Source organism: Azospirillum sp. A26 (genome assembly GCF_042604635.1).
Classification (GTDB): domain Bacteria; phylum Pseudomonadota; class Alphaproteobacteria; order Azospirillales; family Azospirillaceae; genus Azospirillum; species Azospirillum palustre.
Genome location: NZ_CP170473.1, coordinates 1,017,831 through 1,043,616, shown reverse-complemented (window position 1 = coordinate 1,043,616; position 25,786 = coordinate 1,017,831). Strand labels below are relative to the sequence as shown.

Annotated in this window: 21 protein-coding genes; 5 read left to right on the top strand and 16 right to left on the bottom strand. The window is 67.4% G+C overall.

The genetic code is table 11. The features are described 5' to 3' along the window. The first annotated feature begins 23 nt into the window (after positions 1-23). The 3 genes from ABNQ39_RS18645 to ABNQ39_RS18635 are packed head-to-tail and all read left to right on the top strand — an operon-like array spanning position 24 to position 3,167. On the top strand, positions 24-797 hold the full coding sequence (locus ABNQ39_RS18645; protein ID WP_376962529.1) for a F0F1 ATP synthase subunit delta: 774 nt from the start codon (positions 24-26) through the stop codon (positions 795-797). Continuing rightward, positions 760-2,328 (top strand): F0F1 ATP synthase subunit alpha, encoded by a 1,569-nt coding sequence (locus ABNQ39_RS18640; protein WP_376962527.1) that lies wholly within the window; start codon positions 760-762, stop codon positions 2,326-2,328. Before ABNQ39_RS18645 ends, ABNQ39_RS18640 begins: the two co-directional genes overlap by 38 nt. After that, entirely contained in the window at positions 2,325-3,167 is an 843-nt protein-coding gene (locus ABNQ39_RS18635; RefSeq protein ID WP_376962525.1) for a F0F1 ATP synthase subunit gamma, read from the top strand. Before ABNQ39_RS18640 ends, ABNQ39_RS18635 begins: the two co-directional genes overlap by 4 nt. Here the strand turns inward: ABNQ39_RS18635 and xdhC are convergent. The 15 genes from xdhC to ABNQ39_RS18560 all read right to left on the bottom strand — a co-directional run bounded on the left by xdhC (position 3,118) and on the right by ABNQ39_RS18560 (position 22,334). After that, the gene (xdhC, locus tag ABNQ39_RS18630) at positions 3,118-3,987 is read right to left on the bottom strand and encodes a xanthine dehydrogenase accessory protein XdhC (protein ID WP_376962523.1); all 870 of its coding nucleotides are present in this window, start codon (positions 3,985-3,987) and stop codon (positions 3,118-3,120) included. The genes ABNQ39_RS18635 and xdhC overlap by 50 nt on opposite strands. 10 nt (positions 3,988-3,997) lie before the next feature. Beyond that, a complete protein-coding gene (gene xdhB / locus ABNQ39_RS18625; protein ID WP_376962521.1) occupies positions 3,998-6,400 on the bottom strand; it encodes a xanthine dehydrogenase molybdopterin binding subunit in 2,403 nt (800 codons plus the stop codon). Next, positions 6,393-7,865 carry a xanthine dehydrogenase small subunit gene (gene xdhA, locus ABNQ39_RS18620; RefSeq protein WP_376962519.1) on the bottom strand — a complete coding sequence of 491 codons (1,473 nt, stop codon included), beginning with the start codon at positions 7,863-7,865 and terminating at the stop codon, positions 6,393-6,395. Before xdhA ends, xdhB begins: the two co-directional genes overlap by 8 nt. 222 nt (positions 7,866-8,087) lie before the next feature. Further along, complete coding sequence (locus tag ABNQ39_RS18615) at positions 8,088-8,807, bottom strand: hypothetical protein (protein ID WP_376962517.1); 720 nt, start codon at positions 8,805-8,807, stop codon at positions 8,088-8,090. Between the two features lie 105 nt (positions 8,808-8,912). Continuing rightward, positions 8,913-9,614, bottom strand: coding sequence for a hypothetical protein (locus ABNQ39_RS18610; RefSeq protein ID WP_376962515.1), 702 nt, complete (start codon positions 9,612-9,614; stop codon positions 8,913-8,915). 56 nt (positions 9,615-9,670) lie between these two features. Continuing rightward, a complete protein-coding gene (cydB, locus tag ABNQ39_RS18605; protein WP_376962513.1) occupies positions 9,671-10,690 on the bottom strand; it encodes a cytochrome d ubiquinol oxidase subunit II in 1,020 nt (339 codons plus the stop codon). A 5-nt stretch (positions 10,691-10,695) separates the two neighbouring features. Continuing rightward, positions 10,696-12,093, bottom strand: coding sequence for a cytochrome ubiquinol oxidase subunit I (locus ABNQ39_RS18600; RefSeq protein ID WP_376962512.1), 1,398 nt, complete (start codon positions 12,091-12,093; stop codon positions 10,696-10,698). A gap of 319 nt (positions 12,094-12,412) precedes the next feature. Next, complete coding sequence (locus ABNQ39_RS18595) at positions 12,413-14,173, bottom strand: hypothetical protein (protein ID WP_376962511.1); 1,761 nt, start codon at positions 14,171-14,173, stop codon at positions 12,413-12,415. 320 nt (positions 14,174-14,493) lie between these two features. Further along, positions 14,494-15,120, bottom strand: a complete 627-nt coding sequence (locus tag ABNQ39_RS18590) for a MarC family protein (RefSeq protein ID WP_246306991.1) — start codon at positions 15,118-15,120, stop codon at positions 14,494-14,496. A 67-nt stretch (positions 15,121-15,187) separates the two neighbouring features. Next, entirely contained in the window at positions 15,188-15,880 is a 693-nt protein-coding gene (locus ABNQ39_RS18585) for a DUF2161 family putative PD-(D/E)XK-type phosphodiesterase (RefSeq protein ID WP_376962509.1), read from the bottom strand. Further along, the gene (locus ABNQ39_RS18580) at positions 15,877-16,197 is read right to left on the bottom strand and encodes a CcdB family protein (protein WP_376962507.1); all 321 of its coding nucleotides are present in this window, start codon (positions 16,195-16,197) and stop codon (positions 15,877-15,879) included. Before ABNQ39_RS18580 ends, ABNQ39_RS18585 begins: the two co-directional genes overlap by 4 nt. Then, positions 16,194-16,385 (bottom strand): type II toxin-antitoxin system CcdA family antitoxin, encoded by a 192-nt coding sequence (locus ABNQ39_RS18575; RefSeq protein ID WP_376962506.1) that lies wholly within the window; start codon positions 16,383-16,385, stop codon positions 16,194-16,196. Before ABNQ39_RS18575 ends, ABNQ39_RS18580 begins: the two co-directional genes overlap by 4 nt. Before the next feature lie 118 nt (positions 16,386-16,503). Then, a complete protein-coding gene (scpA, locus tag ABNQ39_RS18570) occupies positions 16,504-18,657 on the bottom strand; it encodes a methylmalonyl-CoA mutase (RefSeq protein ID WP_376962504.1) in 2,154 nt (717 codons plus the stop codon). Positions 18,658-18,789: 132 nt separating this feature from the next. Next, positions 18,790-20,790: an acetyl-CoA carboxylase biotin carboxylase subunit gene (locus ABNQ39_RS18565; protein WP_376962502.1), complete on the bottom strand. Its 2,001-nt coding sequence runs from the start codon at positions 20,788-20,790 to the stop codon at positions 18,790-18,792. An 11-nt stretch (positions 20,791-20,801) separates the two neighbouring features. Next, positions 20,802-22,334, bottom strand: a complete 1,533-nt coding sequence (locus ABNQ39_RS18560) for an acyl-CoA carboxylase subunit beta (protein WP_376962500.1) — start codon at positions 22,332-22,334, stop codon at positions 20,802-20,804. A 230-nt stretch (positions 22,335-22,564) separates the two neighbouring features. Between ABNQ39_RS18560 and ABNQ39_RS18555 the strand changes: the two genes are divergently transcribed. Both ABNQ39_RS18555 and ABNQ39_RS18550 read left to right on the top strand, forming a co-directional pair. Further along, on the top strand, positions 22,565-24,013 hold the full coding sequence (locus ABNQ39_RS18555) for a helix-turn-helix domain-containing protein (protein WP_376962498.1): 1,449 nt from the start codon (positions 22,565-22,567) through the stop codon (positions 24,011-24,013). A 246-nt stretch (positions 24,014-24,259) separates the two neighbouring features. Beyond that, positions 24,260-25,138 carry a response regulator gene (locus tag ABNQ39_RS18550; RefSeq protein WP_376962497.1) on the top strand — a complete coding sequence of 293 codons (879 nt, stop codon included), beginning with the start codon at positions 24,260-24,262 and terminating at the stop codon, positions 25,136-25,138. Positions 25,139-25,168: 30 nt separating this feature from the next. Here the strand turns inward: ABNQ39_RS18550 and ABNQ39_RS18545 are convergent, their stop codons facing one another. Further along, positions 25,169-25,720, bottom strand: a complete 552-nt coding sequence (locus ABNQ39_RS18545; protein ID WP_376962496.1) for a DUF924 family protein — start codon at positions 25,718-25,720, stop codon at positions 25,169-25,171. Positions 25,721-25,786 lie beyond the last annotated feature (66 nt).

Below are 25,786 nucleotides of genomic sequence, written 5' to 3'. Positions count from 1 at the left end.
TGCCGCAACCCTTGAGGTCCGTCATGCACATCGACGGTTGGACCCTTCTGCTCCAGGCGGTCAATTTCCTGATCCTGGTCTGGCTGCTGCGCCGCTTCCTCTACCGGCCGGTCCTGGCGGTGATCGCCGAGCGGCAAGCCGCCACCGAGCGCGTCCGCAGCGAGGCCGAGGCCGCGCGCCAAGCCGCCGAAACCGCGCGCCGGAGCCTGGAAGACCAGCGCACCGCCCTGCCCGCCGAGCGCGACCGTCTGATCGCCGCCGCCCGCGCCGCGGCGGAGGCCGAACGCGCCGCCCTGCTCGATAAGGCCAGGGGCGAGGCCGACCATGCGCTGGAGGAAGCGCGCAGCCGGCTGGCCGAAGAACGGGCACAGGCGCTGGAGGCTTTGCAGCGCCATGCCGCCGATCTCGGCATCCGTCTGGCGAGCCGGCTTCTGCGCGACGCTCCGGCCACTGCCTTGACCGTCCCGCTGCTGGACGAGGCCTGCGCGGCGGTGGAGGCGTTGAGCGCGCCGCAACGCCATGCCCTGGCCGATGGGATCGACCCGGTGCCGGTGCGGCTTGTCATCGCCGCTGTGCTGGCGGAAGCCGACACCGCCCGGACGCGCGACCGGCTGGCGGCGGCGCTCGGCCGGCCGGTGGAGCTGGAACCGGTCGAAGACCCGTCGCTGATCGCCGGGGTGGAGCTGCATTTTGCCCACAGCGTCGTCCGCCGCAGTTGGAAGCAGGCGCTGGCCGAAGCCAAGCAGGAGATGACGCGTCATGACTCCGCAAGACACAGTGCCGACGCCGTCGCTTGAGGAAGCGCTCGACGCCTGGATGCCGGGCACGCTGCGCCGGCTCGATGGGCTGGAGACGGCTGCGCGACTGGAATCGGTCGGGCGCGTGGAATCGGTGGGGGACGGCATCGCCCATGTCTCCGGTCTGCCCGACGTCCGGGTCGACGAACTGCTGCTGTTCCCCGGCGGAGTCGCCGGGCTCGCCATGGATTTGGACGGGCAGATCGGCTGCGTCCTGCTGGGCGATGCGGCGGAGGTCATGGCCGGCGGCACCGTCCACGGCACCGGGACGGTGCTGCGCGTACCGGTCGGTGACGGGCTGATAGGCCGGGTGGTCGATCCGCTCGGCAACTCGTTGGACGGCAACTCTCTGGAGGGTGGCCCGCCGGTTGAGGCCGAGCGCTGGGAGCCGGTGGAGCGCCCCGCCCCGACCATTGCGGAGCGGGCGGCGGTGTCCGAACCGCTGCTGACCGGCACCGCGGTGATCGACGCCATGTTCCCGCTCGGCCGCGGCCAGCGCGAGCTGCTGATCGGCGACCGCGCCACCGGCAAGACCGCCATCGCGGTGGACGCCATCCTCAACCAGACGGATGGTGACGTGTTCTGCGTCTATGTCGCCGTCGGCCAGAAGGCGTCGGGCGTCCGTGCGGTCATCGAGGCGGTGCGCCAGGGCGGGGCGGCGGCGCGCACCCTGTTCGTCATCGCCGCCGCCGATTCCGCCCCCGGCCTGCAATGGCTGGCGCCCTATGCCGGCTTTACCATGGCCGAGCACTTCCGCGACAGCGGCCGCCACGCCCTGGTCATCGTCGACGATCTCTCCAAGCATGCGGCGGTCCACCGCCAATTGTCGCTTCTGCTGCGCCGCCCGCCGGGACGGGAGGCCTATCCGGGCGACGTGTTCTACCTGCACAGCCGCCTGCTGGAGCGTGCCGCCAAGCTCAGCCCGGCCAGGGGCGGCGGGTCGCTGACGGCGCTGCCCATCGCCGAGACCCAGGGCGGCAACCTGTCGGCCTACATCCCGACCAACCTGATCTCGATCACCGACGGTCAGGTCTGCCTTGACGCCAAGCTGTTCTACGAAGGGCAGAAGCCGGCGGTCGACATCGGCCGCAGCGTGTCGCGCGTCGGCGGCAAGGCGCAGCCGTCGGTGCTGCGCGCTCTGGCCGAACCGCTGCGGCTCGATTACGCCCAGTTCTTGGAGCTGGAAGTCTTCACCCGCTTCGGCGGTCTGGTGGACGAGCGGACGCGCAAGGCGGTGGCGCATGGCCAGCGCATGCGCGCCTTGCTGGCCCAGCGCCACCTGTCGCCCCGGCCGCTGGCGGTCCAGGCGGCGCAGCTGTTGGCGCTCGCCGACGGCACGCTGGACGGGCTGCCGGTGGAGGCGATCCCCCGCTTCCAGGCGGTGCTGGCCGGGTTGGTCGCCGCCCGCCCGCCGAAGATCGGCGAGGCGCTGGACGACGCCACCAAGACGGCGCTGCGCGACCTGATCGCCCAGGCCGCCGCCCAAGCCACCGCCGCGCTTGGCGGAGAGACGGGCGGAGGGACGCCATGAGCGAGCGGCTGGCCGATGTCGAGGCCCGGCGGGCCAGCGTGCAGGAGCTGGAGGCGGTGACCGACGTCATGCGCTCGCTGGCCGCCATGCGGCTGCAGCAGGCGCTCGGCACGCTGGCGGGAACCCGCGCCTATGCCGAGGTCATCGCCGGGGCGCTGGCCCAGGCGGCGGCCCTGCTGGACGATGCGCCGGTCCAGTGGCCGACGGACGGGCAGCACGGTCATTCGGCGCTCGTGCTGTTCGCGCCGGAGCATGGCTTCATCGGCGCCTTCGCCGAACGGCTGGTCGATGCCGCGCTGGCCGCCCCGGACGGCTGCGCGCTGTGGGTGGTGGGCCTGTGCGGCGCCGCCCTGCTGGAGGAGCGCGGACGCCCGCCGAAGTGGAGCACGGCGATGGCGACCAACACCGATGGCGTCACCGCCACCGCCCGGCGCATCGCCGACGCGCTCTATAGGGCGGCAGCGGAGGGGCGGCTGGGCCGGGTGGAGCTGCTCTATGGCCGGACCGACGCAGGCGCCCCGCCGGAACCGGTGCGCCGGCCGTTGCTGCCGCTCGGGCTACCGCAGGATGGCGCCCGGCCGGTGCCACCGCTGATCAACATGCCGCCCCGCGAGCTGACCGCCCGGCTGGTGGACGAGTATGTCTTCGCCCTGCTGGCCGATGCCGCGATGGAGAGCTTCGCCGCCGAGAATGCCGCGCGCCTCTCCACCATGATGACGGCCCGCCACAACATCGAGACCACGCTGGACGGGCTGACCGCCACGGCGCGCCACCTGCGCCAGGAACAGGTCACGAATGAGCTGATCGAGCTGGTGTCGGGGGCGGAGGCGATGGGGTGAGAGGGGGGCCGAGAGGGCGCGCGAAGGCCACCAGCAGCTCCGCCGCGACGAGGGCCGCGATCACCTCCGGCCGCTTGTCGCCGGTCAGCGCGGTGCCGATGGGGCAGGTCAGCCCCGCCAGGGCGTCCACCTCCCGCCCGCGCGCCCGGAACCAGCGTTCGAACTTCGCGCGCTTCGTCGCCGAGCCGATCATGCCGACATAGGCCGCATCGCCGCGCCGCAGGGCCGCCTCGGCGATCTCGAAGTCCAGCGCGTGGCTGTGGGTCAGCACCAGATAGCCGGACCCGGACGGGGCGTTCGCCAGCGGGTCGAGCGGGCTGTCGGTCAGGATGCGCTCCACCCCGGCAGGGATCGTCTCGGGAAACTCCTGCGCCCGGCCGTCGATCCACAGCAGGCGCAGCGGCAAGGGCGCGAAGGCCGTCGCCATGGCGCGTCCGACATGGCCGGCGCCGAACAGCAGCAGGGTCGGCCGCGCCGCCCGCGCCCGGCGTTCGAGTTCCTCCAGGGCGGCGACGGTGCCGGCGTCGGCGCGCTCCAACCGCAGCACCACATGCCCGCCGCAGCACTGCCCGGTCGCCGGCCCCAGCGCAAGGTCGAGCGTTTCGGCGTCGCTGCCCTCCTCCAGCATCCGCCGCGCCGTGGCGATGGCGGTCCATTCCAGCCGGCCGCCGCCGACGGTGCCGGCACAGGCCTCCCGCCCCACCAGCATGCCGGCCCCTTCCTCCCGCGGGGTGGAGCCGCGCGCCTCGGCGACGGTCACCAGAACGGCGGGTTCATCGAGGGAGAGCCAGCGCGCGAGGGTGGCGGAGAGTGGCGTCATGGTTGGGGCGTCATGGTCGGGAAGACGCAGCCCGCTCCCGCAATGCTGCGATGCAGGCCAGCACCCGTTCCGGCGTGGCCGGCGCGTCCAGCCGCGGGCAGAGCCGGTGCCCGGCGAGGCTGGCCACCGCGTCGGACAAAGCGTGGAGGACCGACATGCCCAGCATGAAGGGGGGCTCGCCCACCGCCTTGGAGCGGAAGATGGTGTCCTCGCGGTTCGGCGCGTTCTCCAGAAGCGCCACGTTGAAGATGCGCGGGCGGTCGGAGCAGGCCGGGATCTTGTAGGTGCTGGGGGCATGGGTGCGCAGGCGGCCCTGCCCGTCCCACCACAGCTCCTCCATGGTCAGCCAGCCCATGCCCTGGACGAAGCCGCCCTCGATCTGGCCCTTGTCGATCACCGGGTTCAGCGAGCGGCCGCAATCGTGCAGGATGTCCACCCGGTCGACGACATATTCGCCGGTCAGCGTGTCTACCGTCACCTCGGCGCAGGCGGCGCCATAGGCGAAATAATAGAAGGGCGTGCCGCGCCCGGCGGCGCGGTCCCAATGGATCTTCGGCGTCTTGTAGAAGCCGGTGGCCGACAGCTGCACCCGCGCCATGTAGGCCGCGCGGACCAGATCGGCGAAGCTCATGTCGCGGTCGTCGACCCATACCCGGTTGCGCTCGAACCGCACCGAGTCCGGCGCCACCCCCCAGTTCTCGGCCGCGAAGGCGACCAACCGCTCCTTGATGGTGCGAGCCGCCGCCTGGGCCGCCTTGCCGTTCAGGTCCGAGCCGGAGGAGGCCGCGGTGGCCGAGGTGTTGGGCACCTTGCCGGTGTTGGTGGCGGTCGGGCGGATGGTGGCGATGTCGACCTGCAACTCCTCCGCCACCACCTGGGCGACCTTGGTGTAGAGCCCCTGCCCCATCTCGATGCCGCCATGGTTCAGCTGGATGCTGCCGTCGGTGTAGACATGGACCAGGGCGCCGGCCTGATTGTAATGGCTGGCGGTGAAGGAGATGCCGAACTTCACCGGCGTCAGCGCCAGCCCCTTGCGCAGGATGCGGCTGCCGGCGTTGAAGGCGCTGATGTCCTCCCGCCGCCGCCAGTAGCCGCTGCTCTCCTCAAGCTGCGCCACCAGTTCGGGCAGGATGTTGTCGGTGACGGTCTGGTGATAGGGCGTCAGGCTGCGGCCGTCCGTGTCGGGATCGCTGCCGTAGAAGTTCCGCTTGCGGATCTCCAGCGGGTCCTTACCCAGCGCATAGGCGATCTCGTCGATCACCCGTTCCGCCGCCACCATGCCCTGCGGGCCGCCGAAGCCGCGGAAGGCGGTGTTGGACACGGTGTTGGTCTTCAGCGGCAGGGAGGCCAGCCGCGCCGCCGGATAGAAATAGCCGTTGTCGGCATGGAAGAGCGCGCGGTCGGTCACCGGGCCGGACAGGTCGGCGGCATAGCCGGCGCGGGCGGCGAACAGCATGTCCACCCCCTGGATCAGCCCGCTGCCGTCGAAGCCGACGCGATAGTCGATCTCGAAATCATGGCGCTTGCCGGTGATCTGGAAATCGTCGTCGCGGTCGGGGCGCAGCTTGGCGGCGCGGCCGGTCCGTCCGGCGACCAGCGCGGTGCAGGCAGCGAACAGGTTCGACTGGGTCTCCTTGCCGCCGAAGCCGCCGCCCATGCGGCGCACCTCGACCGTCACCGCGGCGCTGGGCAGGTCCAGCACATGGGCGACGATGTGCTGCACCTCGGTCGGGTGCTGGGTCGAGACGTGGATCAGCACCTCGCCATCCTCGCCCGGCACCGCCATGGCGATCTGGCTTTCCAGATAGAAATGCTCCTGCCCGCCGATGGCGAGCCGTCCCTCCACGCGGTGCGGTGCCGCGGCCAGCGCCGCGTCGGCATCGCCGACCCGGAGAGTCATCGGCGGGGTCACCAAGGTCTGTTCGCCGTCGCGGGCGGCGGCGATGGTCAGGATTGCCGGCAGATCCTCGTACTCGACCACCGCCAGCTTGGCGGCGCGGCGGGCCTGGTCGCGGGTCTCGGCGGCGACGGCGAAAATCGGCTGGCCGACATGCTCGACCAGGGATGAGGCGAACAGCGGCTCGTCATGCTTGCCCATGCAGCCGATGTCGTTGACCCCCGGCACGTCTTCGGCGGTGAAGACCGCCACCACGCCGGGGGCCTGCCTGACCGGCGACAGGTCGATGGCGCGGATGCGCGCATGGGCCCGGCTGCTGAGGCCGAGATAGACATGCAGCAGCCCGGCCGGCTCGGCGATGTCGTCGACATAGACCGCCTCGCCGCTGACATGCTTGTGGGCGCTCTCGTGCCGGCGGGAGTCGTGGACGGCACCCTCGATGCGGTCCGGAATGCGGTCCGGGGTGGCTGCGGGGGCGATGGGGGTCGTGATGTCAGGCGCCATGGAATCAGGCATGTGCAAGCCTCCGGTCGCCGACCAGACGGGTCTCCGCCGCCGGGTCGCTGGTCTCGACATACAGCTTCATCAGCAAATTCGCGGCCACCGTGGAGCGGTAGGCGGCACTGGCCCGCCAGTCGGACAGCGGCGCATAGTCTCCCGCCAGCGCCTCCATCCCCAGCCGGACGGTTTCCTCGGTCCAGTGGCGGCCCAGCAGCACCGCTTCGGCCCCGGCGGCGCGTTTGGGGGTGCCGGCCATGCCGCCGAAGGCGATGCGGATGTCGGCCACCCGGCCCTCGCCGTCGAGCGTCAGGCGGAAAGCGCCGCAGACGGCGGAGATGTCCTGGTCGAAGCGCTTGGCGATCTTGTAGGCACGGAACCGCTCCCCCGCCGCCGGCTTGGGCAGGATCACCGCCTCGACGAACTCGCCCTCGCGGCGGTCCTGCTTGCCGTATTCGAGGAAGAACGCCTCCAGCGGCAGTTCGCGCGTCTCCTCACCGCGCCGCAGCCGCAGCGTGGCGCCGCAGGCGATCAGGGCCGGCGGGGTGTCGCCGATGGGGGAGCCGTTGGCGATGTTGCCGCCGATGGTGCCCATGTTGCGCACCTGCTCCGCCCCGATGCGGCGGATCAACTCGCCGAAATCGGGATAGAGCGCGGCGATCCGCTCCGCCGCGTCGCTGTAGGTGACGCCGGCGCCGATCACCAGCGCGTCGCCGCGGTCCTCGATCCGCCGCAGGGCACGGACCCGGCCGGTGTAGACCACCGTCGCCAGCACACGCTGGAACTTGGTCACCCACAGCCCGACGTCGGTCGCCCCGGCCACGATGGTGGCGCCGGGATTGTCGAGCAGGAGCTGCGCCAGCTGCGGCACGGTGGCGGGGGCCAGGAACCGGCGCCCGGCGGCGCCGACGCTGAGGATTTCCTCGTCGCGCAGGGCCTTCAGCTTTTCCGCCATCGCCGCGCGGTCGGCGAAGCGGTCCGTAACGCGGTCGCCGATCTCGTACATGGCGTGGGCGGCGCGGACGATGGGCTCGTAGCCGGTGCAGCGGCAGAGGTTGCCGGCCAGCGCGTCGTCGATCCGCTGGCCGTCGGGCCGCTCCTCGTTCAGGTACAGCGCCAGCAGCGACATGACGAAGCCCGGCGTGCAGAAGCCACATTGCGAGCCATGGCAATCGACCATCGCCTGCTGCACCGGATGCAGCGCGCCGTCCGGTCCCTTCAGATGCTCCACGGTCAGCAGCCGGCAGCCGTCCAGCGTGGCGAGGAAGCGGATGCAGGCGTTCACCGCCTCGTAGCGCAGAGTGTCGCCGTCCAGCCGCCCGACCACCACGGTGCAGGCGCCGCAATCGCCCTCCGCACAGCCTTCCTTGGTGCCGACCCGCCGTTCCGACAGACGCAGCCAGTCGAGCACCGTCAGGGTGGGATCGACCGCGTCGATCTCCCGAAGCTCGTCCCCGAGATAGAAGCGGAGGCGCTGGCGCATGGCTGCTCCCGTTGAACTGGTGACGATGTGACGCAGTATTTCACTGACGTTAACTCTGTCACCAGATCGGCAGCGCGGGAAAGAGTTTCAAACGATTTGCAAAAGAGCGGCGGGGCAAGGGCCTCCTTGGGGACGATGCGGACCGTAGCTGGCGGGGGGCCGGTGGGAGGGGTGGAACAGCGTGGAACGGTTTCCGGCGGATGTTCCATCCTGCCCGCCGGTCTACCGGTGGCGCGGCAGAGCGGTTGGGCAAGGCGACAGCTTATAAGCCCTCTCCCCCCTGGGGAGAGGGTTGGGTGAGGGGGGCAGCGCGGACGGAACGACCGCGCCAGGGGATTGCCAAGGGGCAGCATGCCCCTTGGCGGCGCGCGGATCGCGCGCCGGCCCCCTCACCCTCCCCACGCCTGCGGCGCGGGTCCCCTCCCTCTCCCCGGGGGAGAGAGGGCAATCGGCAGCGTCCTCGCACAAATCGCCAGGGATGTCGTCCTTGAGTTCGGGGACGGGCTGACGAACCGGTTGCGTGGTTTGCCGCTTGGAGGCTGGGGCATCGAGACTGGCGAACAGCCCCAGCTTCTCGGCCAGCCAGCGCACGGTGGACGGATCGCCGGAGGAAACCAGCCGCTCGATCTGCTCGACCACCAGACTGCGCAACGAGGAGAGGCGCAGGTCGGCCTCGCGGTTCAGCGCCTGCCGCTCCCACCACACCCTGTGACGGAAATCCTTGGAGCCGTAGTAAGCGCGCCAGAGGGTGGTGCGGCTGCATCCCATGGCACGGGCGACATAAAGGAAGCTGCTGCCGCGCGCCAGCATGCCGGCGGCCATGATCCACTGCTCCTCATGGAACTGCGAACCGGGGACCAACGAGCCTTCGGACGGCACCGGCGGCTCCTCCGCCCACACCGGGAACTGGTCGTTTGCAAGGGTACGGCTGTCGAGGGCCATGGCGTCTCTCCGCAGGCAGGGGGGAACCCTGCAGAGATTATAGGAATTATTTCTTGCATCGGTGGATTTTGTGCAAAACGGGAACGGAGGCTGCCCCCGGCGCCCCTACGCATTCCCCTCCGGCGTCATCCCGGCCAATCCCCCGGCCGCGCCGCCGGCGGCGCGCACCGACGCCCCAGCGCCGCCTGCGGCGCGCACCGACGCCAGCGTCAGCGCATGCCAGTAGAGGTCCAGCAGGGCCGCCGGCATGCCGCCCTGCTCATGGCCCTCCATCGGCAGGATAGCGGCGGCATGGGCCAGCGCCGCGGTGGCGGCATTCGGGCTGCGCGACACCGCGTCGCCCAGCAGCCCCAGCGTCTGGCCCAGCGCCGCGGCGTCGAAGCGCAGCAGGGCGGGCGGCACGGTGATCTGCGCCTCGCCGCCGCGCAGACGGCCGATGGCGATGTAGACATGCAGCAGGTCGGGCCGCTCCTCCGGCCGCAGCAGGGCGGCGACGATGCGGTTGCCGGTCAGCGGGCCGGTGCCGTCGAACTCGTACATGGCGGCGCGCTCGCCCTGGCGGGTGGCGGCAAGGCCGGCGAGGCGGGCGGTCAGCGGTTCGCCCGCGCGGCGGTTGGCCTCGTCGAACAGAGCGGGGTGGCTGCCGCCCTCGCTCAGCACCACCAGCGGCGCGTCGGTCGCGGCGGCGGCTGCCAGCAGGCGGGCCAGCACGGCGAAGGGATCGCCGCCCGGCGCATCCGCCTCCGCGTCCAGCAGGCCGGCGCCACGGCGCAGCATGGCCTCGGCGAAGCTGATGTCGTTGTCCATGGCGGATCCTTCTCCCATCCGAAGGCGCCCTTTTTAGGCCGGGGCGCCCTCTCCGCTCAATGGTATCCGAAGGCCCCCGTCACCTTTCCGCGAAAAACCCAGTAGGAATAAGCGGTGTAGCCGAGGATCGACGGGATCAGGAAGGCCATGCCGACCAGCAGGAACACCTGCGTCTTGGGCGGCGCCGCCGCCTCCCACACGGTGACGCCGGGCGGGATCAAATGCGGCCACAAGCTGATGGCGAGGCCGAGGTAGGACAGGGCGAACAGCGCCATCGACAGCACGAAGGGCGCCACCTCGCGGCTGTTGTCGATGGCCCGCCACAGGGCGAAGGCCAGCACCGCGGTGACGATGGGCACCGGCGCCAGGAAGAACAGGTTGGGCAGCGAGAACCAGCGCAGGGCGATCTGCGGCAGCAGGAAGGGCGTCCACAGGCTGACCGCGGCGACGCCGACGAGAACCACCAGCATCAGCCGCCGCGCCATGCGGAAGCACCAGTCCTGCAACGGCCCGATGGTCCGCCAGATCAGCCAGGTCGCCCCCAGCAGCGCATAGCCCACCACCAGCGCCGCCCCGCAGAACAGGGAGAAGGGGGAGAGCCAGTGCAGCATGCCGCCGACGAACTGCCGCTCATAGACCGGGATGCCCTGGATGAAGGAGCCGAGCACGACGCCCTGCGCGAATGTGGCCAGCAGCGATCCGACGAAGAAGGAGCGGTTCCACCAGTGCCGGCCCGCCCGCGCCTTGAAGCGGAACTCGAAGGCGACGCCGCGGAAGATCAGGGCGATCAGCATGACCAGCAGCGGCAGGTACATCGCCGGCAGGACCACGGCATAGGCGATGGGGAAGGCGGCGAACAGGCCCGCCCCGCCCAGCACCAGCCAGGTCTCGTTGAAGTCCCAGACCGGCGCCACCGTGTTCATCATGGTGTCGCGGTCCTCCTCCGTCGGGGCGAAGGGATAGAGGATGCCGATGCCGAGGTCGAAGCCGTCCATCAGCACATACATGAACACCGCGAAGCCGACGATCCCGACCCAGATCAGGGTCAGCAGGCTTCCTTCCGCAATTTCCTGCATGGGGCTCACTCCGCGGCTTCGATGGAAGAGTCGGCGGCCGACAGCGGGCGCTTCGGGCTCTGCGCCTCCGGCGGCGGCTTCGCGTCATGGACATGGGTCGGTCCGGCGCGCAGCAGGCGGATCAGGTAATAGGTGCCGGCGCCGTAGATGAGGGTGTAGGCGACGACGAAGGAGACCAGCGAGACCAGCGCCGCCTCGGTGGTCAGGGACGGGGTCACCGCGTCGGCGGTGCGCAGATGGCCGTAGACGACCCAGGGCTGGCGCCCGATCTCGGTGGTGAACCAGCCGGCCAGGATTGCGACGAAGCCGATCGGCATGCAGCCGACCAGGATGCGGTTGAACCAGTCGCTGCTGTAGAGCCGGCCGCGGACCCTCAGCACCAGATGCACCGCCGCCACCGTCAGCATCAGGAAGCCGATGGCGACCATCAGGCGAAAGGTCCAGAAGACGATGCGCGGGTCGGGCCGCTCGTCGGCCGGGAACTGCTTCAGGCCGGGAACGCTGCCGTTGAAATCGTGGGTCAGGATCAGGCTGGACAGGGCCGGGATGCCGATCTCCAGACGGTTGGTCTCCGCCTCCACGTCGGGGATGGCGAAGAGGACCAGCGGGGCGCGCGGACCGCCTTCCCAATTGCCTTCCATCGCCGCGATCTTGGCCGGCTGATGCTCCAGCGTGTTCAGCCCATGCTCGTCGCCGAGGAAGATCTGCAGGGGCGCCAGCACGGTGATGAGGGCGAGCGCCATGCCGAGCCCCAGCCTGGCATGGTCGAAATGCCGGCGCTTCAGCAGGTAGAAGGCGCTGATGCCGGCGACGACGAAGCTGGTGGTCAGGAACATCGCCGTCACCATGTGGGCGAGGCGGTAGGGGAAGGACGGGTTGAACACCACCTGCCACCAGTCGGTGACGAAATAGCGGCCGTCCTTGATCTCGAAGCCGGCCGGGGTGTGCATCCAGCTGTTGGCCGACAGGATCCAGAAAGACGACAGCAGCGTGCCCAGCGCCACCAGGCAGGCCGCCATCAGGTGGATGCCGCGCGGCACCCGGTCGCGCCCGAACAGCAGGATGCCGAGGAAGGCGGCCTCCAGGAAGAAGGCGGTCACCACCTCGTACTGGATCAGCGGGCCGAGGACGTTGCCCACCGTGTCGGACCAGCGGCTCCAGTTGGTGCCGAACTGGTAGGACATGACGATGCCCGACACCACGCCCAGGCCGAAGGACAGCGCGAAGATGCGGGTCCAGAACTCCGACAGGCTGCGGTAGATGCCCTTGCCGGTGCCGACCCACAGCGCTTCCAGAAGCGCGATCCAGCAGGCGAGCCCGACCGTGAAGCTGGGGAACAGGATGTGGAAGGAGATCGTGAACGCGAACTGAATCCGCGACAGGATCAGCGGGTCGAGGTCCATGGCCGCCGCCTCTGTCATTTGGGCGCGTGGAAAGCCTCACGCCGGACAGATGCCCGGCGTCGGCGGTGGTAAGCCCCCATGTGGAGCGGCGATCAGCACTGGAAAAGGGATCATGACCGGAAGGGCTTGTCCGCCCCCGCCAAAGGGGTGCCAGTCCATCGCCCCAAGTACAAACCGGGCTTGGTTTTGATTATCTTTCGGAGCCGGTTTCAGGCCTTTTCGACGGCCCGGACGGCGGACTCTCCCGGCAGGCAGACAGAGTATCCCAGCGAAACGATAGACCGGATGCCCCGGCGTTTCGCTGGGATCGACCGAGGATTTACTGGTTGAAATTGCTCAGAAGTGCGGGTTGAACCGAGAATGCATCGGTCGGATCGGGTGTCTTGACATTACGGCCGAGTGAGAAGCTGAAGTTGCGGCCGGTGTTGTTCGCAAAGCCATGGCAACCGGCACAGCCACCCATCTGCATGGGCTTTGAAAGGAAGCCCAAGTTTCCGCCTTCGAACGGGAAAAGCTGTGTGTTGTAGTATTCGACGAGGGTTCCTTTCGGACCGGCAACCACGTTGCTCGGGGCACCGTTGACAAGATTTCCCGTAAAATTAGCCAAAGAGTAATCTGTCTCCAGCACGGCATTGGCAAGGTAGAACGATGCGGTGGTGCTGACATTCGGGAGGTTCATGCTGGCGCCGTCGACTGGAACCGGCTGCACATTGATCAGCTTGTAGTACTGCCAAACGCCTGCTGCATCTTTGCCCGCACTCATCATCGCAGCATGTGCAGTTTCGTTAGCGGCCACGATTTCGTCAGACAGAGCATGCCAGCGCCGGTCAAGACAAATGTTGCCCCCCGAAGGCAATGCGGTCCGCTGGGGGTTCTCGCGGAAAAACAGGCGCTGGCCAGGATTGTCGCAGTAAGGTCCCAATGCCTTCACCACCGGATTGAGCTGCTGGGGATCCGACGTCAACTGAGGCGTGGTGGCCGCTGCCGGCATTTGCCCGAGCGGTTTGCCGTTCGGATCTTCCGTTGGCTTCCCGTCGCTCGTGAGAATGTTGTCTGCCTGTTCGAACGTCGACCAGATGACCCAAGGCGCGTTGGGAGGGAATGTGATCACATGCATCCCGACGAGACCCCAGACATCCTCGCGATAGCAGGGATTTCCCTGGTCGTTCTTCTCATAGTAGCGAACCGGAGCCGTGCGAAAACGTCCCGACGTCACCTCATTGTTCGTCAGCGGACGCCAAGCCGACTTCACGAAGACACCAGGTCCAACCTGCTCCGCATTGGCAGGTACAAAATTCACATAGGGATCGTCAGGCTGCTTGTTCTCACCGGTCTTGCTTCGGTTCTCAATCGCCGTGATTGCATTTCCCAGCGCATTGTTCAACGGTGTGGCCGCCCCCGTGGAATTCCACCAATATTTGTTGGAGACTATATTCTGAAATACCGGCAGATTCATCTTCACTGCGTAACGGATCAATTGGGGGCTTTTATTAAACCCTTTGGGATCCTTGTCGGAAAGCGTACCGGCATAAGTCTGATTGTTTCCGATCTGACTGGTTTCATCCAGCGGCACAAAAGCGGGCACCGCTGTCGGAACCTGCCCGGAGCAGGCCGGCAGAAGGCCATCCTTGGTACCGGTCGTCACCGGATCATAGTAATAGGCCGGGCTTTGCTCATAACCATAATCCGGCCCGTTCGTCGGCTTGTTTCCGGCATCGAGGACGACGCCATGAGGAGCCTGTGAAGCAGAGCCGTTGCCAGGGTAAAGCTCAACTTTGGCCCTCATTGTCTCCCATGCCGTCGGGCCGGAGAGATCTCCAAAGCTTTTCGCCGGATCTGGTTTCCCACGGCTACCGGTCGCGGCTGGCCAGTTCAGGGCTATGAAGGCTTCCCAGGCATAGGCAGCCGTCGGCGCCAACTCCGCTCCACCTGTCTTGCCGTTGATGCAGGGAGTTGGAAAAGTCGATGAAACCGTTACCGTGGTCGGGCAGCTTCCACCTTCCGCTTTTGCAGCCATAGAAAAGGCGCAGGACACCAAAAGAGCGAGCGTAAATGATGCATGATTGATCTTCAACACCACGAATCCTCCTTCAGGCGCAACCCTATGAGCGTACATTAGGGAGATTTGCACTTTTTAGGTATATGACAAAGCACTATAACAACTTATCAAATATATGTCCGATTTCGTTTCTATATTTAATTTTTGAAATACTTCCAAACTCCCTTCGCTTTGGAAGCAATCTTACCAAGCTCATGCCGTTAAGGGTTTGATTAAGAATCATACAAATGCACCAATGGGACCTGAACTCCGACGAAAATGGACAAAGTGGTTCCGTCCGAATGCTTTAGGAGCCGGCTTGAGTTCACAATTCAGAATGACCGAGGCTTTGTGCCATCCGATCAATGCGGTGGATAGACCGCGGTGATGCCGGAAATCACCGTCTGCGCGGCCAGCGCCGCCAGCACGATGCCGAGCACCCGGCTGACCGTGTGGATCACCGTGCGGCCGAGCAGCCGCCCGACCCGGTCGGCCCCCAGCAGGATCAGCGTCACCCCGCCGATCACCGTCGCCGCCGCCCCCAGCACGCTGACCTGTCCCGCCGCCGTGGTGCCGACACGGTCCATCAGCAGCAGGATCGAGGTGATGGCGCCGGGACCGGCGATCAGCGGCACCGCCAGCGGGAAGACGGCGATGTCGTGCGCGTCCTCGTCGGTCATCGCCTCGCCGGTGTCGCGCTCCTTGCGCTCGGAGCGCTTGGCGAACAGCATCTCGAAGGCGATCCAGAACAGGAGCGCACCGCCGGCGATGCGGAAGGCCGGCATCTCGATGGACAGGGTCTGCAGCACGACCTTGCCGAAATAGGCAAAGAAGACCAGCACGACGAAGGCGATGGCGGTGCCGCGCAGCGCGATGATCCGCTTGTGCCGGTCGTCGAAGCCGCGGGTCAGCGCGATGAACAGCGGCACCAGCCCCGGCGGATCGACGACGACGAAAAAGACGACGAGATTGCTGATGTAGTCCGACAAAGCGGGCTCCAGCCTGATGGGATCGTGGATTGGGTGGCGACGATCATAGGCTTGGCGGTGCGGGGTGTCACGCCTCCGCCAGGGCATGGGCGAACGCCTCGACCCCCTGCACGCCGGCCGGGGTCAGGCCGTAGGTGCCGCGCCCGACCCGCTCGAACCAGCCATAGACGTTGCGCAGCAGCATCGGCCCGACATCCTTGGGCGCGCCGGCCTTGCGCAGGGCCGCGACGGTCAGCGGCCCGCCGCGCAGCAGGCGGGCGACGCGCAGCGCGTCCTGGCGGTAGGCGGTGACGATGGCGACGCGGGTGGAGCCGCCGCGGTTGGGATCGCCGACACGGCGGGCATGCTCGCCGAGCAGGCGATGGGTGCGCTTCTTGTCCTTGCGCGGGGTGTAGGGGATGGGGTCGAGCAGCACGGTGACCTGCCGCCCCTCGGCCAGACCCGGATCGACCATCAGCAGGCCGAGCCCGAGCCGCCGGCAGAGCTTCTTCACGTCGCCGTCGAGGGGAGACGGCCCGGTCGCCTTGCGCCCCGGCTGCGGAACGGCGAGATAGACGCTGTCGCTGACCGCCAGCCGGTCCACCCCCTGGAGCACGAGGTCGAGGGTGAAGCGCTTTTTCAGCTCGACGATCACCGGCGGCTCGTCCCCGCGCGTGGCGACGAGATCGCAGCCGCGGATCTCCGCCTTCACGTCGTAACCCTGGGCTTCGAGGAAGGCTTTGACGGGGGCGTAGAGGTCGGTTTCGGCGGTGACGGTCAAAAGTCGCCTGTCAGGACATCGATGGCGCGGCGGATGTCGGAATGGGCATCGGATGCGGACGCGACGACAGCGCCAATTTGCCCAACGGGCAAAGCGATGATCTGCGGCGTCATGACGACGAATTGCTCGTCACCGACCATGATCAAGGGCATGATCTTGGGAATTGGAGCTTCAACTTCGGACGACCGCATCAACGGAACGGCCACACGGGTTCTGTTGATGCCGACATAATCACCCTGAACGATCAGGATATAGGGAATCGGGTGATTTTTCTTTCCCTTCGCCGCCGGATTGAGGCAAACGTCGAGAAATCTCATTCGAAGTTCCGGTACTCTTCACCGAAGAGACCAAGCCGGTCCACCAACGCATCGTAGGCGGCAAACGCCGCCCGATTGTCTTCCACCCATTTCTTCTTTTCGGCATCCATGGACGACACAGGGGATGCGTTTTCCAGCGTATCGGAAACGGGAGGCTCATTCTTCTTGGCTGAATCGATCCTGGACATCGAACGGCTCCCGACCATGTACACTGACCTAAGGATAGTGCCGCTGCTCGATCCTGTCCAGTTCAGGGCCGCCCGAAACAGGGGCGGGAGGAGCCTTCGCCCTTCCCGCCACCGCTCATCACGCCGCCGTCTTCTGCTTGCGCAGGATGCCGAGGATGTCCGACGCCGCCTTCGGGATGTTGGTGCCCGGACCGTAGATGGCCGCGGCACCCGCCTTGTAGAGGAAGTCGTAGTCCTGCGGCGGGATCACGCCGCCGCACACCACCAGGATGTCGCCGGCGCCCTGGCGGCGCAGCTCCTCGATCAGCTGCGGCACCAGCGTCTTGTGGCCGGCGGCCTGGGACGACACGCCGATGACGTGCACGTCGTTCTCCACCGCCTGCCGCGCCGCCTCGTCCGGGGTCTGGAACAGCGGGCCGATGTCGACGTCGAAGCCGATGTCGGCGAAGCTGGTGGCGATCACCTTGGCGCCGCGGTCGTGGCCGTCCTGGCCCATTTTCACCACGAGGATGCGCGGCCGGCGGCCTTCGTCGGCGGCGAAGGACGCCACCTCCTCCTGGATCTTCCTGAAGCCCTCGTCGCCCTCATAGGCCGAGCCGTAGACGCCCGACACCGAGCGGATGACGGCGACATGGCGGGTGAAGGCCTTTTCCAGCGCGTCGGAGATCTCGCCGACGGTGGCGCGGGCACGGGTGGCCTCGACCGACAGGGCCAGCAGGTTGCCGGTCTTCGCCGCGGCGGCCTCGGTCAATGCCGCCAGCGCCGCCTGGCATTTGGCCTCGTCGCGGGTGGCGCGGATGTGCTTGAGGCGGGCGATCTGCGATTCGCGGACGGCGGTGTTGTCGATGTCCAGCACGTCCACCCCCTCAGGGTTCTCCGGACGGTACTTGTTGACGCCGACGATCACCTCCTCGCCTCGGTCGATGGCGGCCTGACGGCGGGCGGCGGCCTCCTCGATCAGCAGCTTGGGCATGCCGCTCTCGACCGCCTTGGTCATGCCGCCCATCTCCTCGACCCGGCCGATCAGCTCCAGCGCGGCGGTGGCGAGGCTGTGGGTCAGATGCTCGATATAGAAGGAGCCGCCGAGCGGATCGACCACCTTGGTGACGCCGGCCTCCTCCGCGATGATCAGCTGGGTGTTGCGGGCGATGCGGGCCGAGGTCTTGGTCGGCAGGCCCAGCGCCTCGTCGAAGGCGTTGGTGTGCAGCGACTGGGTGCCGCCCAGCACCGCCGCCATCGCCTCGATGGTGGTGCGGATGACGTTGTTGTAGGGGTCCTGCTCGGTCAGCGAGACGCCGGAGGTCTGGCAATGGGTGCGCAGGGCCAGCGAGCGGGCGTCCTTCGGCTGGAACTTCTCCTGCATCAGGGAGGACCACAGCAGGCGCGCGGCGCGCAGCTTGGCGATCTCCATGAAGAAATTCATGCCGATGGAGAAGAAGAAGGACAGGCGCGGCGCGAACTTGTCGACCGGCAGCCCTTTGGACATCGCGGCGCGGACATATTCCAGCCCATCGGCGATTGTGAAGGCCAGCTCCTGCACCGCCGTCGCGCCGGCCTCCTGCATGTGATAGCCGGAGATCGAGATCGAGTTGAACTTCGGCATGTGCTGGGAGGTGTACTCGATGATGTCGGCGATGATCCGCATCGAGGGTTCGGGCGGGTAGATGTAGGTGTTGCGGACCATGAACTCCTTGAGGATGTCGTTCTGGATGGTACCGCTCAGCTTGTCCTGGCTGACGCCCTGCTCTTCCGCCGCGACGATGTAGCCGGCCAGGATCGGCAGCACGGCGCCGTTCATGGTCATCGACACCGACATCTTGTCGAGCGGGATGTCGGCGAACAGGATTTTCATGTCCTCGACGCTGTCGATGGCGACGCCGGCCTTGCCGACATCGCCGACGACGCGGGGATGGTCGCTGTCATAGCCGCGGTGGGTGGCGAGGTCGAAGGCCACCGACAGGCCCATCTGGCCGGCCTTGAGGTTGGCCTTGTAGAAGGCGTTCGACTCCTCCGCGGTGGAGAAGCCGGCATATTGCCGGATGGTCCAGGGCTTCACCGCGTACATCGTGGCGCGCGGGCCGCGGGTGAAGGGGGGGAAGCCCGGCAGCGTGTCCAGTTCCAGCCCTTCCAGGTCGGCGGCGGTGTAGAGCGCCTTGACGTCCAGCCCCTCCGGGGTTTTCCAGACCAGCTTGGAAATGTCGCCGTCGGCGCCGAGATCCTTGGCGGCCAGCTTGTCCCAGTCGGCAAGGGTCTTCTGCGGGAACTCGGTCATCGACGCCTCCTGATGGCTTCTTATGGCGCAGGTAATGTTGGCAGTGCGGTCCCCCCGATGCCCCCCATCCGGCATCCGGATGGGGGGCAGGGGCGACGCTTCCTCTCGATTGCGTTTCTTATTCTTATACGGTTACGCGAATTCCACGATCTTCTGATCGACCGCCAGGCTGCTGCCCGGCGCCGCGTGGATTTTCGCGACCGTCCCGTCCTGCGACGCGCGCAGAATGTTCTCCATCTTCATCGCCTCGACCACGGCCAGCACCTCGCCGGCCTTGACCTCCTGGCCTTCCGACACCGACAGCGACACCAGCAGTCCCGGCATCGGCGACAGCAGGAACTTCGACATGTCCGGCGGCGCCTTGACCGGCATCAGGGCGTCCAGCTTGGCCGCCTTCGGCGTCAGCACCTTGACGATGGCCTGCGACCCGCTGTGGTGCAGGCGATAGCCGATGCCGACACGGTCGATCTGGACGCAGACATGCCGGCCGTTCACCGTGCCGCGGAACAGCGGCTCGCCGATCTGCCAATCGCTCCGCACCGTGTGGTGCGTGCCGCCGACATCGACGGTGTAGCCGATGCGCTGCGGGCCACTTTCAGCAGGGTGCAGGTGAACCGGATGCTGGGTGCCGTCGAGCACCACCACCCAGTCGCCGCGCACCGTCACCTTGTTGCCGGGCATCTTGCCGGAGATCTGGTTGTCGCGGTCGTTCAGGCTGCGGTGGATCACCGCCGCCACCGCGACCAGCACCGCCGGGTCTTCCGGCGGCAGGTCGGAAGCGTGGAAGCCGTTCGGATATTCCTCGGCGATGAAGTTGGTGGTCAGCCGCCCGTCGACGAAGCGCTGGTTCGCCATCAGCGAGGCCAGGAACGGGATGTTGTGGCTGACGCCGCGGATGTAATACTGGTCCAGCGCCTCGCGCATTTCGCCGATGGCCTCGTCGCGCGTCTGCCCCCAGCTGCAGAGCTTGGCGATCATCGGATCGTAATACATCGAGATCTCGCCGCCCTCGAACACGCCGGTGTCGACGCGGACATTCGGGCCGGCGGCCGGCGGCCGGTAATGGGTCAGGCGGCCGGTGGAGGGCAGGAAGTTGCGGAAGGGATCCTCGGCATAGACGCGCGCCTCGACGGCCCAGCCATTGAGTTGCACGTCCTCCTGGCGGAGCGTCAGCTTCTCGCCGGCGGCGACGCGGATCATCAGCTCGACGAGGTCGAGGCCGGTGATCAGCTCGGTGACCGGATGTTCGACCTGGAGGCGGGTGTTCATCTCCAGGAAGTAGAAGTTGCGCTCGGCATCGACGATGAATTCCACCGTGCCGGCCGACTTGTACTGCACCGCGTTGGCCAGTGCGACGGCCTGCTCGCCCATCGCCTTGCGGGTGGCGGCGTCGAGGAAGGGGCTCGGCGCCTCCTCGATGACCTTCTGGTGGCGGCGCTGGATCGAGCATTCGCGCTCGTGCAGGTACAAACAGGTGCCCTGCCCATCGGCCAGCAGCTGGATTTCGATGTGGCGCGGCTGCTGGATGTACTTCTCGACGAAGACGCGGTCGTCGGCGAAGCTGGAGCGCGCCTCGTTGGTGGCCGACCGGAAGCCCTCGCGCGCCTCCTCATCGTTCCAGGCCACGCGCATGCCCTTGCCGCCGCCGCCGGCCGAGGCCTTGATCATCACCGGATAGCCGATGTCGCGGGCGATGGTCACCGCCTCGCTGTCGTCGGCGATGACGCCGAGATAGCCGGGGACGGTGGAGACGCCGGCGGCCTTGGCCAGCTTCTTGGACTCGATCTTGTCGCCCATCGCCTGGATGGCGTGGGCGTCCGGACCGATGAAGGCGATGCCGGCAGCCGCCAGCGCCTCCTGGAACTCGCGCTTTTCCGACAGGAAGCCGTAGCCGGGATGGACGGCCTGGGCGCCTGTCCGCTTGCAGGCATCCACGATCCTGTCGATCAGCAGATAGCTCTGGGCGGACGGGGCGGCGCCGATGTGGACGGCCTCGTCGGCCATCTCGACATGCAGCGCGTTCCTGTCGGCGTCGGAATAGACCGCGACGGTCTTGATGCCCATGCGGCGCGCCGTGCGGATGACGCGGCAGGCGATCTCGCCACGGTTGGCGATGAGGATCTTCTCGAACATGCTGCCGGCCCTCACAGCGGAATGTTGTCGTGCTTGCGCCAGGGGGTCTGGAGCTGCTTGTTCTTCAGCATGGACAGCGCCTTCGTGATACGGCGGCGGGTTCCGTGCGGCATGATGACGTCGTCGATGTAACCGCGCGACGCGGCAACGAAGGGATTGGCGAACTTCTGCCTGTACTCTTCCGTACGCGCCTCGATCTTCTCGGCGTCGCCGATGTCGCTGCGGAAGATGATCTCAACGGCGCCCTTGGCGCCCATCACCGCGATTTCAGCCGACGGCCAGGCATAGTTGAGGTCGCCGCGCAGATGCTTGGACGACATCACGTCGTACGCGCCGCCGTACGCCTTGCGGGTGATGACGGTCACCTTCGGCACGGTCGCCTCGGCGTACGCGTACAGCAGCTTGGCGCCGTGCTTGATGATGCCGCCATATTCCTGGCTGGTGCCGGGCATGAAGCCGGGGACGTCGACCAGGGTGAGGATCGGAATTTCGAAGGCGTCGCAGAAGCGGACGAAGCGCGCCGCCTTCTTGGAGCTGTCGATGTCGAGGCAGCCGGCCAGGACCATCGGCTGGTTGGCGACGATGCCGACCGTGGAGCCGTTCATCCGGGCGAAGCCGATGAGGATGTTCTTGGCGTATTCCGGCTGGAGTTCGAAGAAGTCGCCCTCATCGACGATCTTGAGGATCAGCTCCTTCATGTCGTAGGGCTTGTTCGGGTTCTCCGGCACCAGCGTGTCGAGCGAGAAATCCTCGCGGTCGAGCGGATCGGCGCAGGGGCGGACCGGCGCCTTCTCGCGGTTCGACGACGGCAGGAAATCGACGAAGCGGCGCAGCTGGAGCAGAGCCTCGACGTCGTTCTCGAAGGCCAGATCGGCGACGCCCGACTTGGTGGAGTGGGTGACGGCACCGCCCAGCTCCTCGGCGGTCACGACCTCGTGGGTGACCGTCTTCACCACGTCGGGGCCAGTGACGAACATGTAGGAGCTGTCCTTCACCATGAAGATGAAGTCGGTCATGGCCGGCGAGTACACCGCACCGCCGGCGCATGGCCCCATGATCAGCGAAATCTGCGGGATGACACCCGAGGCGTCGACGTTGCGCTGGAACACCTCGGCATAGCCGCCGAGCGAGGCGACGCCTTCCTGGATGCGGGCGCCGCCCGAATCGTTCAGGCCGATGACCGGAGCGCCGACCTTCAGCGCCTGATCCATGATCTTGCAGATCTTCTCGGCATGCGCTTCCGACAGCGCGCCGCCGAAGACCGTGAAGTCCTGGCTGAAGACGAAGACGAGGCGGCCGTTGACGGTGCCGTGGCCGGTGACCACGCCGTCGCCCGGAACCTTCTGGTTTTCCATGCCGAAGTCGATGCAGCGATGTTCGACGAACATGTCGAACTCCTCGAACGACCCTTCGTCGAGGAACAGCTCGATCCGCTCGCGCGCGGTCAGCTTGCCTTTGGCGTGCTGGCCGGCGATGCGCTTCTCACCGCCGCCCAGCCGCGCCGCGGCGCGCTTGGACTCCAACTTGGCCAGAATGTCTTGCATCGGGCGTTCCCATTATGTGGCATCGCAGTGACGGTCCCTGCCCCGGCGCCTAGCGACGCACTCATTCACCGGAACGCCGCGGATTATTCACAAACTTCGCAGCGCTTCAAACAGCCTCTTCGCAAAAACGTGCGAAGTTGCGAAGCCCTTTGCAAGTGCCGGTTTGCGCTTGCTAAGATTGCGAAGAACGGCTGATTTCCAAGGCCGGCGCCGGGCAGGAATTTATACGCATGCAAAAGAAGCTGTTCCTTGGCTACAAGCTGCGCCGCCTGCGCGAGCAGCGCGGCCTGACCCAGGCGTCGCTCGCCAAGACGCTGGAGCTTTCCCCCAGCTATCTCAACCAGTTGGAGAACAACCAGCGCCCGCTGACCCTGCCGGTGCTGATGCGGATCGCCGCCACCTTCGAGCTGGAGCTGTCCGCCTTCCTGGAGGACGAGGACAGCCGGCTGGTCTCCGACCTGCGCGAGGCGCTGGCCGACCCGCTGTTCGCCGGAGCGCCGCTGACCGCGGCGGAACTGCGCAGCGTGGTGGGGTCCAGCCCGGAACTGGCCCGCCGGGTGCTGAGCCTGCATCAGGCCTATCAGAAGCTGCATGAGCGGGTGCAGTCGCTGACCGACAGCCTGTCCAACAGCGAACAGGGCGACAGCTTTGCCGGACCGCAATTCCCCTATGAGGAGGTGCGGGACTATTTCCATTACTGCAACAACTACATCGGCCCGCTGGACGAGGCGGCGGAGCGGCTGTGGGACACCGAGAAGATCCATTCCGGATCGCTGCTGAACGAACTCGCCGCCTATCTGAAGCGGCGCCACGACGTGCGGGTGAAGATCGTCGCCGACGAGGCGGGCGACACCGCCATGCGCAGCTATGACGCCACCACCGGCACGCTGCGGCTGTCGGCCCTGCTGACCAGCTCCAGCCGCGCCTTCCACATGGCGAACCAGATCGCGCTGCTGGAGTTCGGCGACCAGATCGACGAGCTGGTGGAACAGGCGAAATTCTCCAGCGAGGATGCGCGGTCGATCTGCCGGGTGGGGCTGGCGAACTATTTCGCCGGGGCGCTGGTGCTGCCCTACCGCGCCTTCGCGGCGCAGGCCCGCGCCCTGCGCCACGATGTGGAGCAGTTGCAAAGCCGCTTTTCCGCCAGCTTCGAGCAGGTCTGCCACCGGCTCTCCACCTTGCAGCGGCCGGGCGCCCGCGGCCTGCCCTTCTATTTCGTGCGGGTCGACATGGCCGGCAACATCACCAAGCGCCATTCGGCGACGCGCTTCCACTTCGCCCGCTTCGGCGGCGCCTGCCCGCTGTGGAACGTGCATGACGCCTTCGCCCAACCCGGCAAGATCCTGGTGCAGTTCGCCCAGATGCCGGACCGCACCGCCTATATCAGCATCGCCCGCACGGTGACCAAGCGCGGCGGCGCCTATCTGAAGCCGTCACGGCAGTTCGCCGTCGGGCTGGGCTGCGAGGCCAGCCACGCCCCAGAGCTGGTCTATGCCGCCGGCATCGACATCACCGACATGAAGGCGGCGGTGCCCATCGGCGTCAATTGCCGCCTGTGCGAGCGCACCGACTGCCAGCAGCGCGCCTTCCCGCCGATCGGCAGCGAGCTGCGGGTGAACGAGCATCACCGCAGCTTCGTGCCCTACCTGTTCAATCCGCCGGACACGCCGTCCGGCTGAACGCCCTGCCGCTCTCCCGGACATCGCTGCCATACAGCCACGCCTCCGGCGCCGGTCGACGCAGCCTGGGATTACCCAAGTATGTCCCAGCAGAATAACGCTCTTTTCCGCGCGCGGCTGGCGAAACGATGCGGCGCTGGCCCGCAACTTGCTGAGAATTGGTCGCAAGATCGGCCGGATCGCGGACCTCGGTCCTTTTCTGACCCGATCGATGCAAGCTGCTTTGCATTTTGCCAATGGCGGGCCATGAACGGTGACATTCTGCATCACGCCCCCCACCACAGGGGGACGGCGTTCGCTCCGGAAGCGATGGCCCGCATGCTGGCGGTTTCCACCACGGCCCTGGCGCAGGGGCGGGGGATCACCCTGGATGTCGGGGTTCTGACCGGCACGCCGCCGCGCCTGATCGGCAATGCCGAGACCGTCAGCAGCCTGTGCAACGCGCTGGCGGCGAGCGCCATCGCCAGCGCCGCGCCGGGCCGGCTCGGCCTGCGGCTCTCGGCTCTGCCGTCCGGCGAGGACTCGGTCGTCTTCCGGGCGGAGCTGCATGGCCGGTACGAGGTGAAATGCGAGGACGGCTTCAGCAAGGATTTCATGCGGCGGCTGCTGGCGGGCCTGGGCGCGCAGATGAGCATGACCGAGGAGGCCGACGGATCGCGGCGCGCGGTGCTCGACATGCCGGCGGCCCTGCCCTCCCGCACCACCGACGGCGAGCTGCTGATGAACTGGGCGCGGTCACGCGGCGGCCGGCTGCTGGTGGTGGACGACAGCGCCACCAACCGCATGGTGGTGGCCGGGCTGCTCGCCAAGGCCGGCTTCTCGGTCGAGACCGCCAATGGCGGGGCCGAAGCGGTGGAGGCGGTCGCCCAGGCGCCGGTGCCGCCCGAGGCGGTGCTGATGGACGTGGCGATGCCCGACATGGACGGGGCAACCGCCACCGCCACCATCCGCCGGATGGGCGACGACCGGGCGCGCATCCCGATCATCGCCGTCACCGCCAACGCCCAGCCCGAGGACCGCATCCGCTGCCTTGCGGCCGGGATGAACGACTATCTGACCAAGCCGGTCCGCCGTGCCGACCTGCTGGGCGCGCTGGAGCGCTGGCTGGCGCCCCAGCCTGCTTGATGTCGCTGCCGGCTTGAGGAATGCGCCCCCTCAGAAGGAGGAGTCGGGTTCCTTGAGGAACGCCTCCTCCTCCGGCGTGCTCGCACGGCCGAGAAGGGCGTTGCGGTGGGGGAAGCGGCCGAAGCGCGCGATGATATCGCGGTGGCGTTCGGCATAGCGGATCGTCGTCTCGTCGCCCACCCGCTCGGTGAACAGCGCGACGGAGCGGTCCTGGCTGCCGATGTCCTCGTGATGCTCGAAGGGCAGATAGAGGAAGGTCCGCTCGTCCTCGTTGCATTCCAGGTCGAAGCCGTTGGCGACGGCATGGTCGCTGACGGCCCGCGCCTTGGCGTCGGTGGCGAAGGCGCGCGGGTCGTCGCGGAACATGTTGCGCGGCACCTGATCGAGCAGCACGCACAGCGCGATGCAGCCGTCGACATCCTCCATCCAATCATCGTAGTCGCCGCGGGCCGCCGCCTCGTAATGCGGGCCCAGCGTGTCGGCCACCGCGCGGTCGAAGCTGGCCGACCTGCGGAACCAATAGGGCTTCATCGCCTCGTCGAACCAGAAATCGACGATCTCGTCGATCAGACTGTCCACCATTGTCTTCTCCGCCTTGCCTTGCGTCGCCCGACGACACGCTCCCCCAAACAGGAACAGGGCGCCCGA

Excerpts from the sequence above, each read along its gene's own strand:
- ABNQ39_RS18565 (WP_376962502.1), bottom strand. The coding sequence starts at position 20,790 with ATGTTCGAGAAGATCCTCATCGCCAACCGTGGCGAGATCGCCTGCCGC.
- ABNQ39_RS18600 (WP_376962512.1), bottom strand. The coding sequence starts at position 12,093 with ATGGACCTCGACCCGCTGATCCTGTCGCGGATTCAGTTCGCGTTCACG.
- scpA (WP_376962504.1), bottom strand. The coding sequence starts at position 18,657 with ATGACCGAGTTCCCGCAGAAGACCCTTGCCGACTGGGACAAGCTGGCC.
- ABNQ39_RS18635 (WP_376962525.1), top strand. The coding sequence starts at position 2,325 with ATGAGCGAGCGGCTGGCCGATGTCGAGGCCCGGCGGGCCAGCGTGCAG.
- ABNQ39_RS18560 (WP_376962500.1), bottom strand. The coding sequence starts at position 22,334 with ATGCAAGACATTCTGGCCAAGTTGGAGTCCAAGCGCGCCGCGGCGCGG.
- ABNQ39_RS18640 (WP_376962527.1), top strand. The coding sequence starts at position 760 with ATGACTCCGCAAGACACAGTGCCGACGCCGTCGCTTGAGGAAGCGCTC.
- ABNQ39_RS18575 (WP_376962506.1), bottom strand. The coding sequence starts at position 16,385 with ATGTCCAGGATCGATTCAGCCAAGAAGAATGAGCCTCCCGTTTCCGAT.
- ABNQ39_RS18615 (WP_376962517.1), bottom strand. The coding sequence starts at position 8,807 with ATGGCCCTCGACAGCCGTACCCTTGCAAACGACCAGTTCCCGGTGTGG.
- xdhB (WP_376962521.1), bottom strand. The coding sequence starts at position 6,400 with ATGCCTGATTCCATGGCGCCTGACATCACGACCCCCATCGCCCCCGCA.
- ABNQ39_RS18550 (WP_376962497.1), top strand. The coding sequence starts at position 24,260 with ATGAACGGTGACATTCTGCATCACGCCCCCCACCACAGGGGGACGGCG.
- xdhC (WP_376962523.1), bottom strand. The coding sequence starts at position 3,987 with ATGACGCCACTCTCCGCCACCCTCGCGCGCTGGCTCTCCCTCGATGAA.
- ABNQ39_RS18610 (WP_376962515.1), bottom strand. The coding sequence starts at position 9,614 with ATGGACAACGACATCAGCTTCGCCGAGGCCATGCTGCGCCGTGGCGCC.
- ABNQ39_RS18580 (WP_376962507.1), bottom strand. The coding sequence starts at position 16,197 with ATGAGATTTCTCGACGTTTGCCTCAATCCGGCGGCGAAGGGAAAGAAA.
- cydB (WP_376962513.1), bottom strand. The coding sequence starts at position 10,690 with ATGCAGGAAATTGCGGAAGGAAGCCTGCTGACCCTGATCTGGGTCGGG.
- xdhA (WP_376962519.1), bottom strand. The coding sequence starts at position 7,865 with ATGCGCCAGCGCCTCCGCTTCTATCTCGGGGACGAGCTTCGGGAGATC.
- ABNQ39_RS18555 (WP_376962498.1), top strand. The coding sequence starts at position 22,565 with ATGCAAAAGAAGCTGTTCCTTGGCTACAAGCTGCGCCGCCTGCGCGAG.
- ABNQ39_RS18645 (WP_376962529.1), top strand. The coding sequence starts at position 24 with ATGCACATCGACGGTTGGACCCTTCTGCTCCAGGCGGTCAATTTCCTG.
- ABNQ39_RS18545 (WP_376962496.1), bottom strand. The coding sequence starts at position 25,720 with ATGGTGGACAGTCTGATCGACGAGATCGTCGATTTCTGGTTCGACGAG.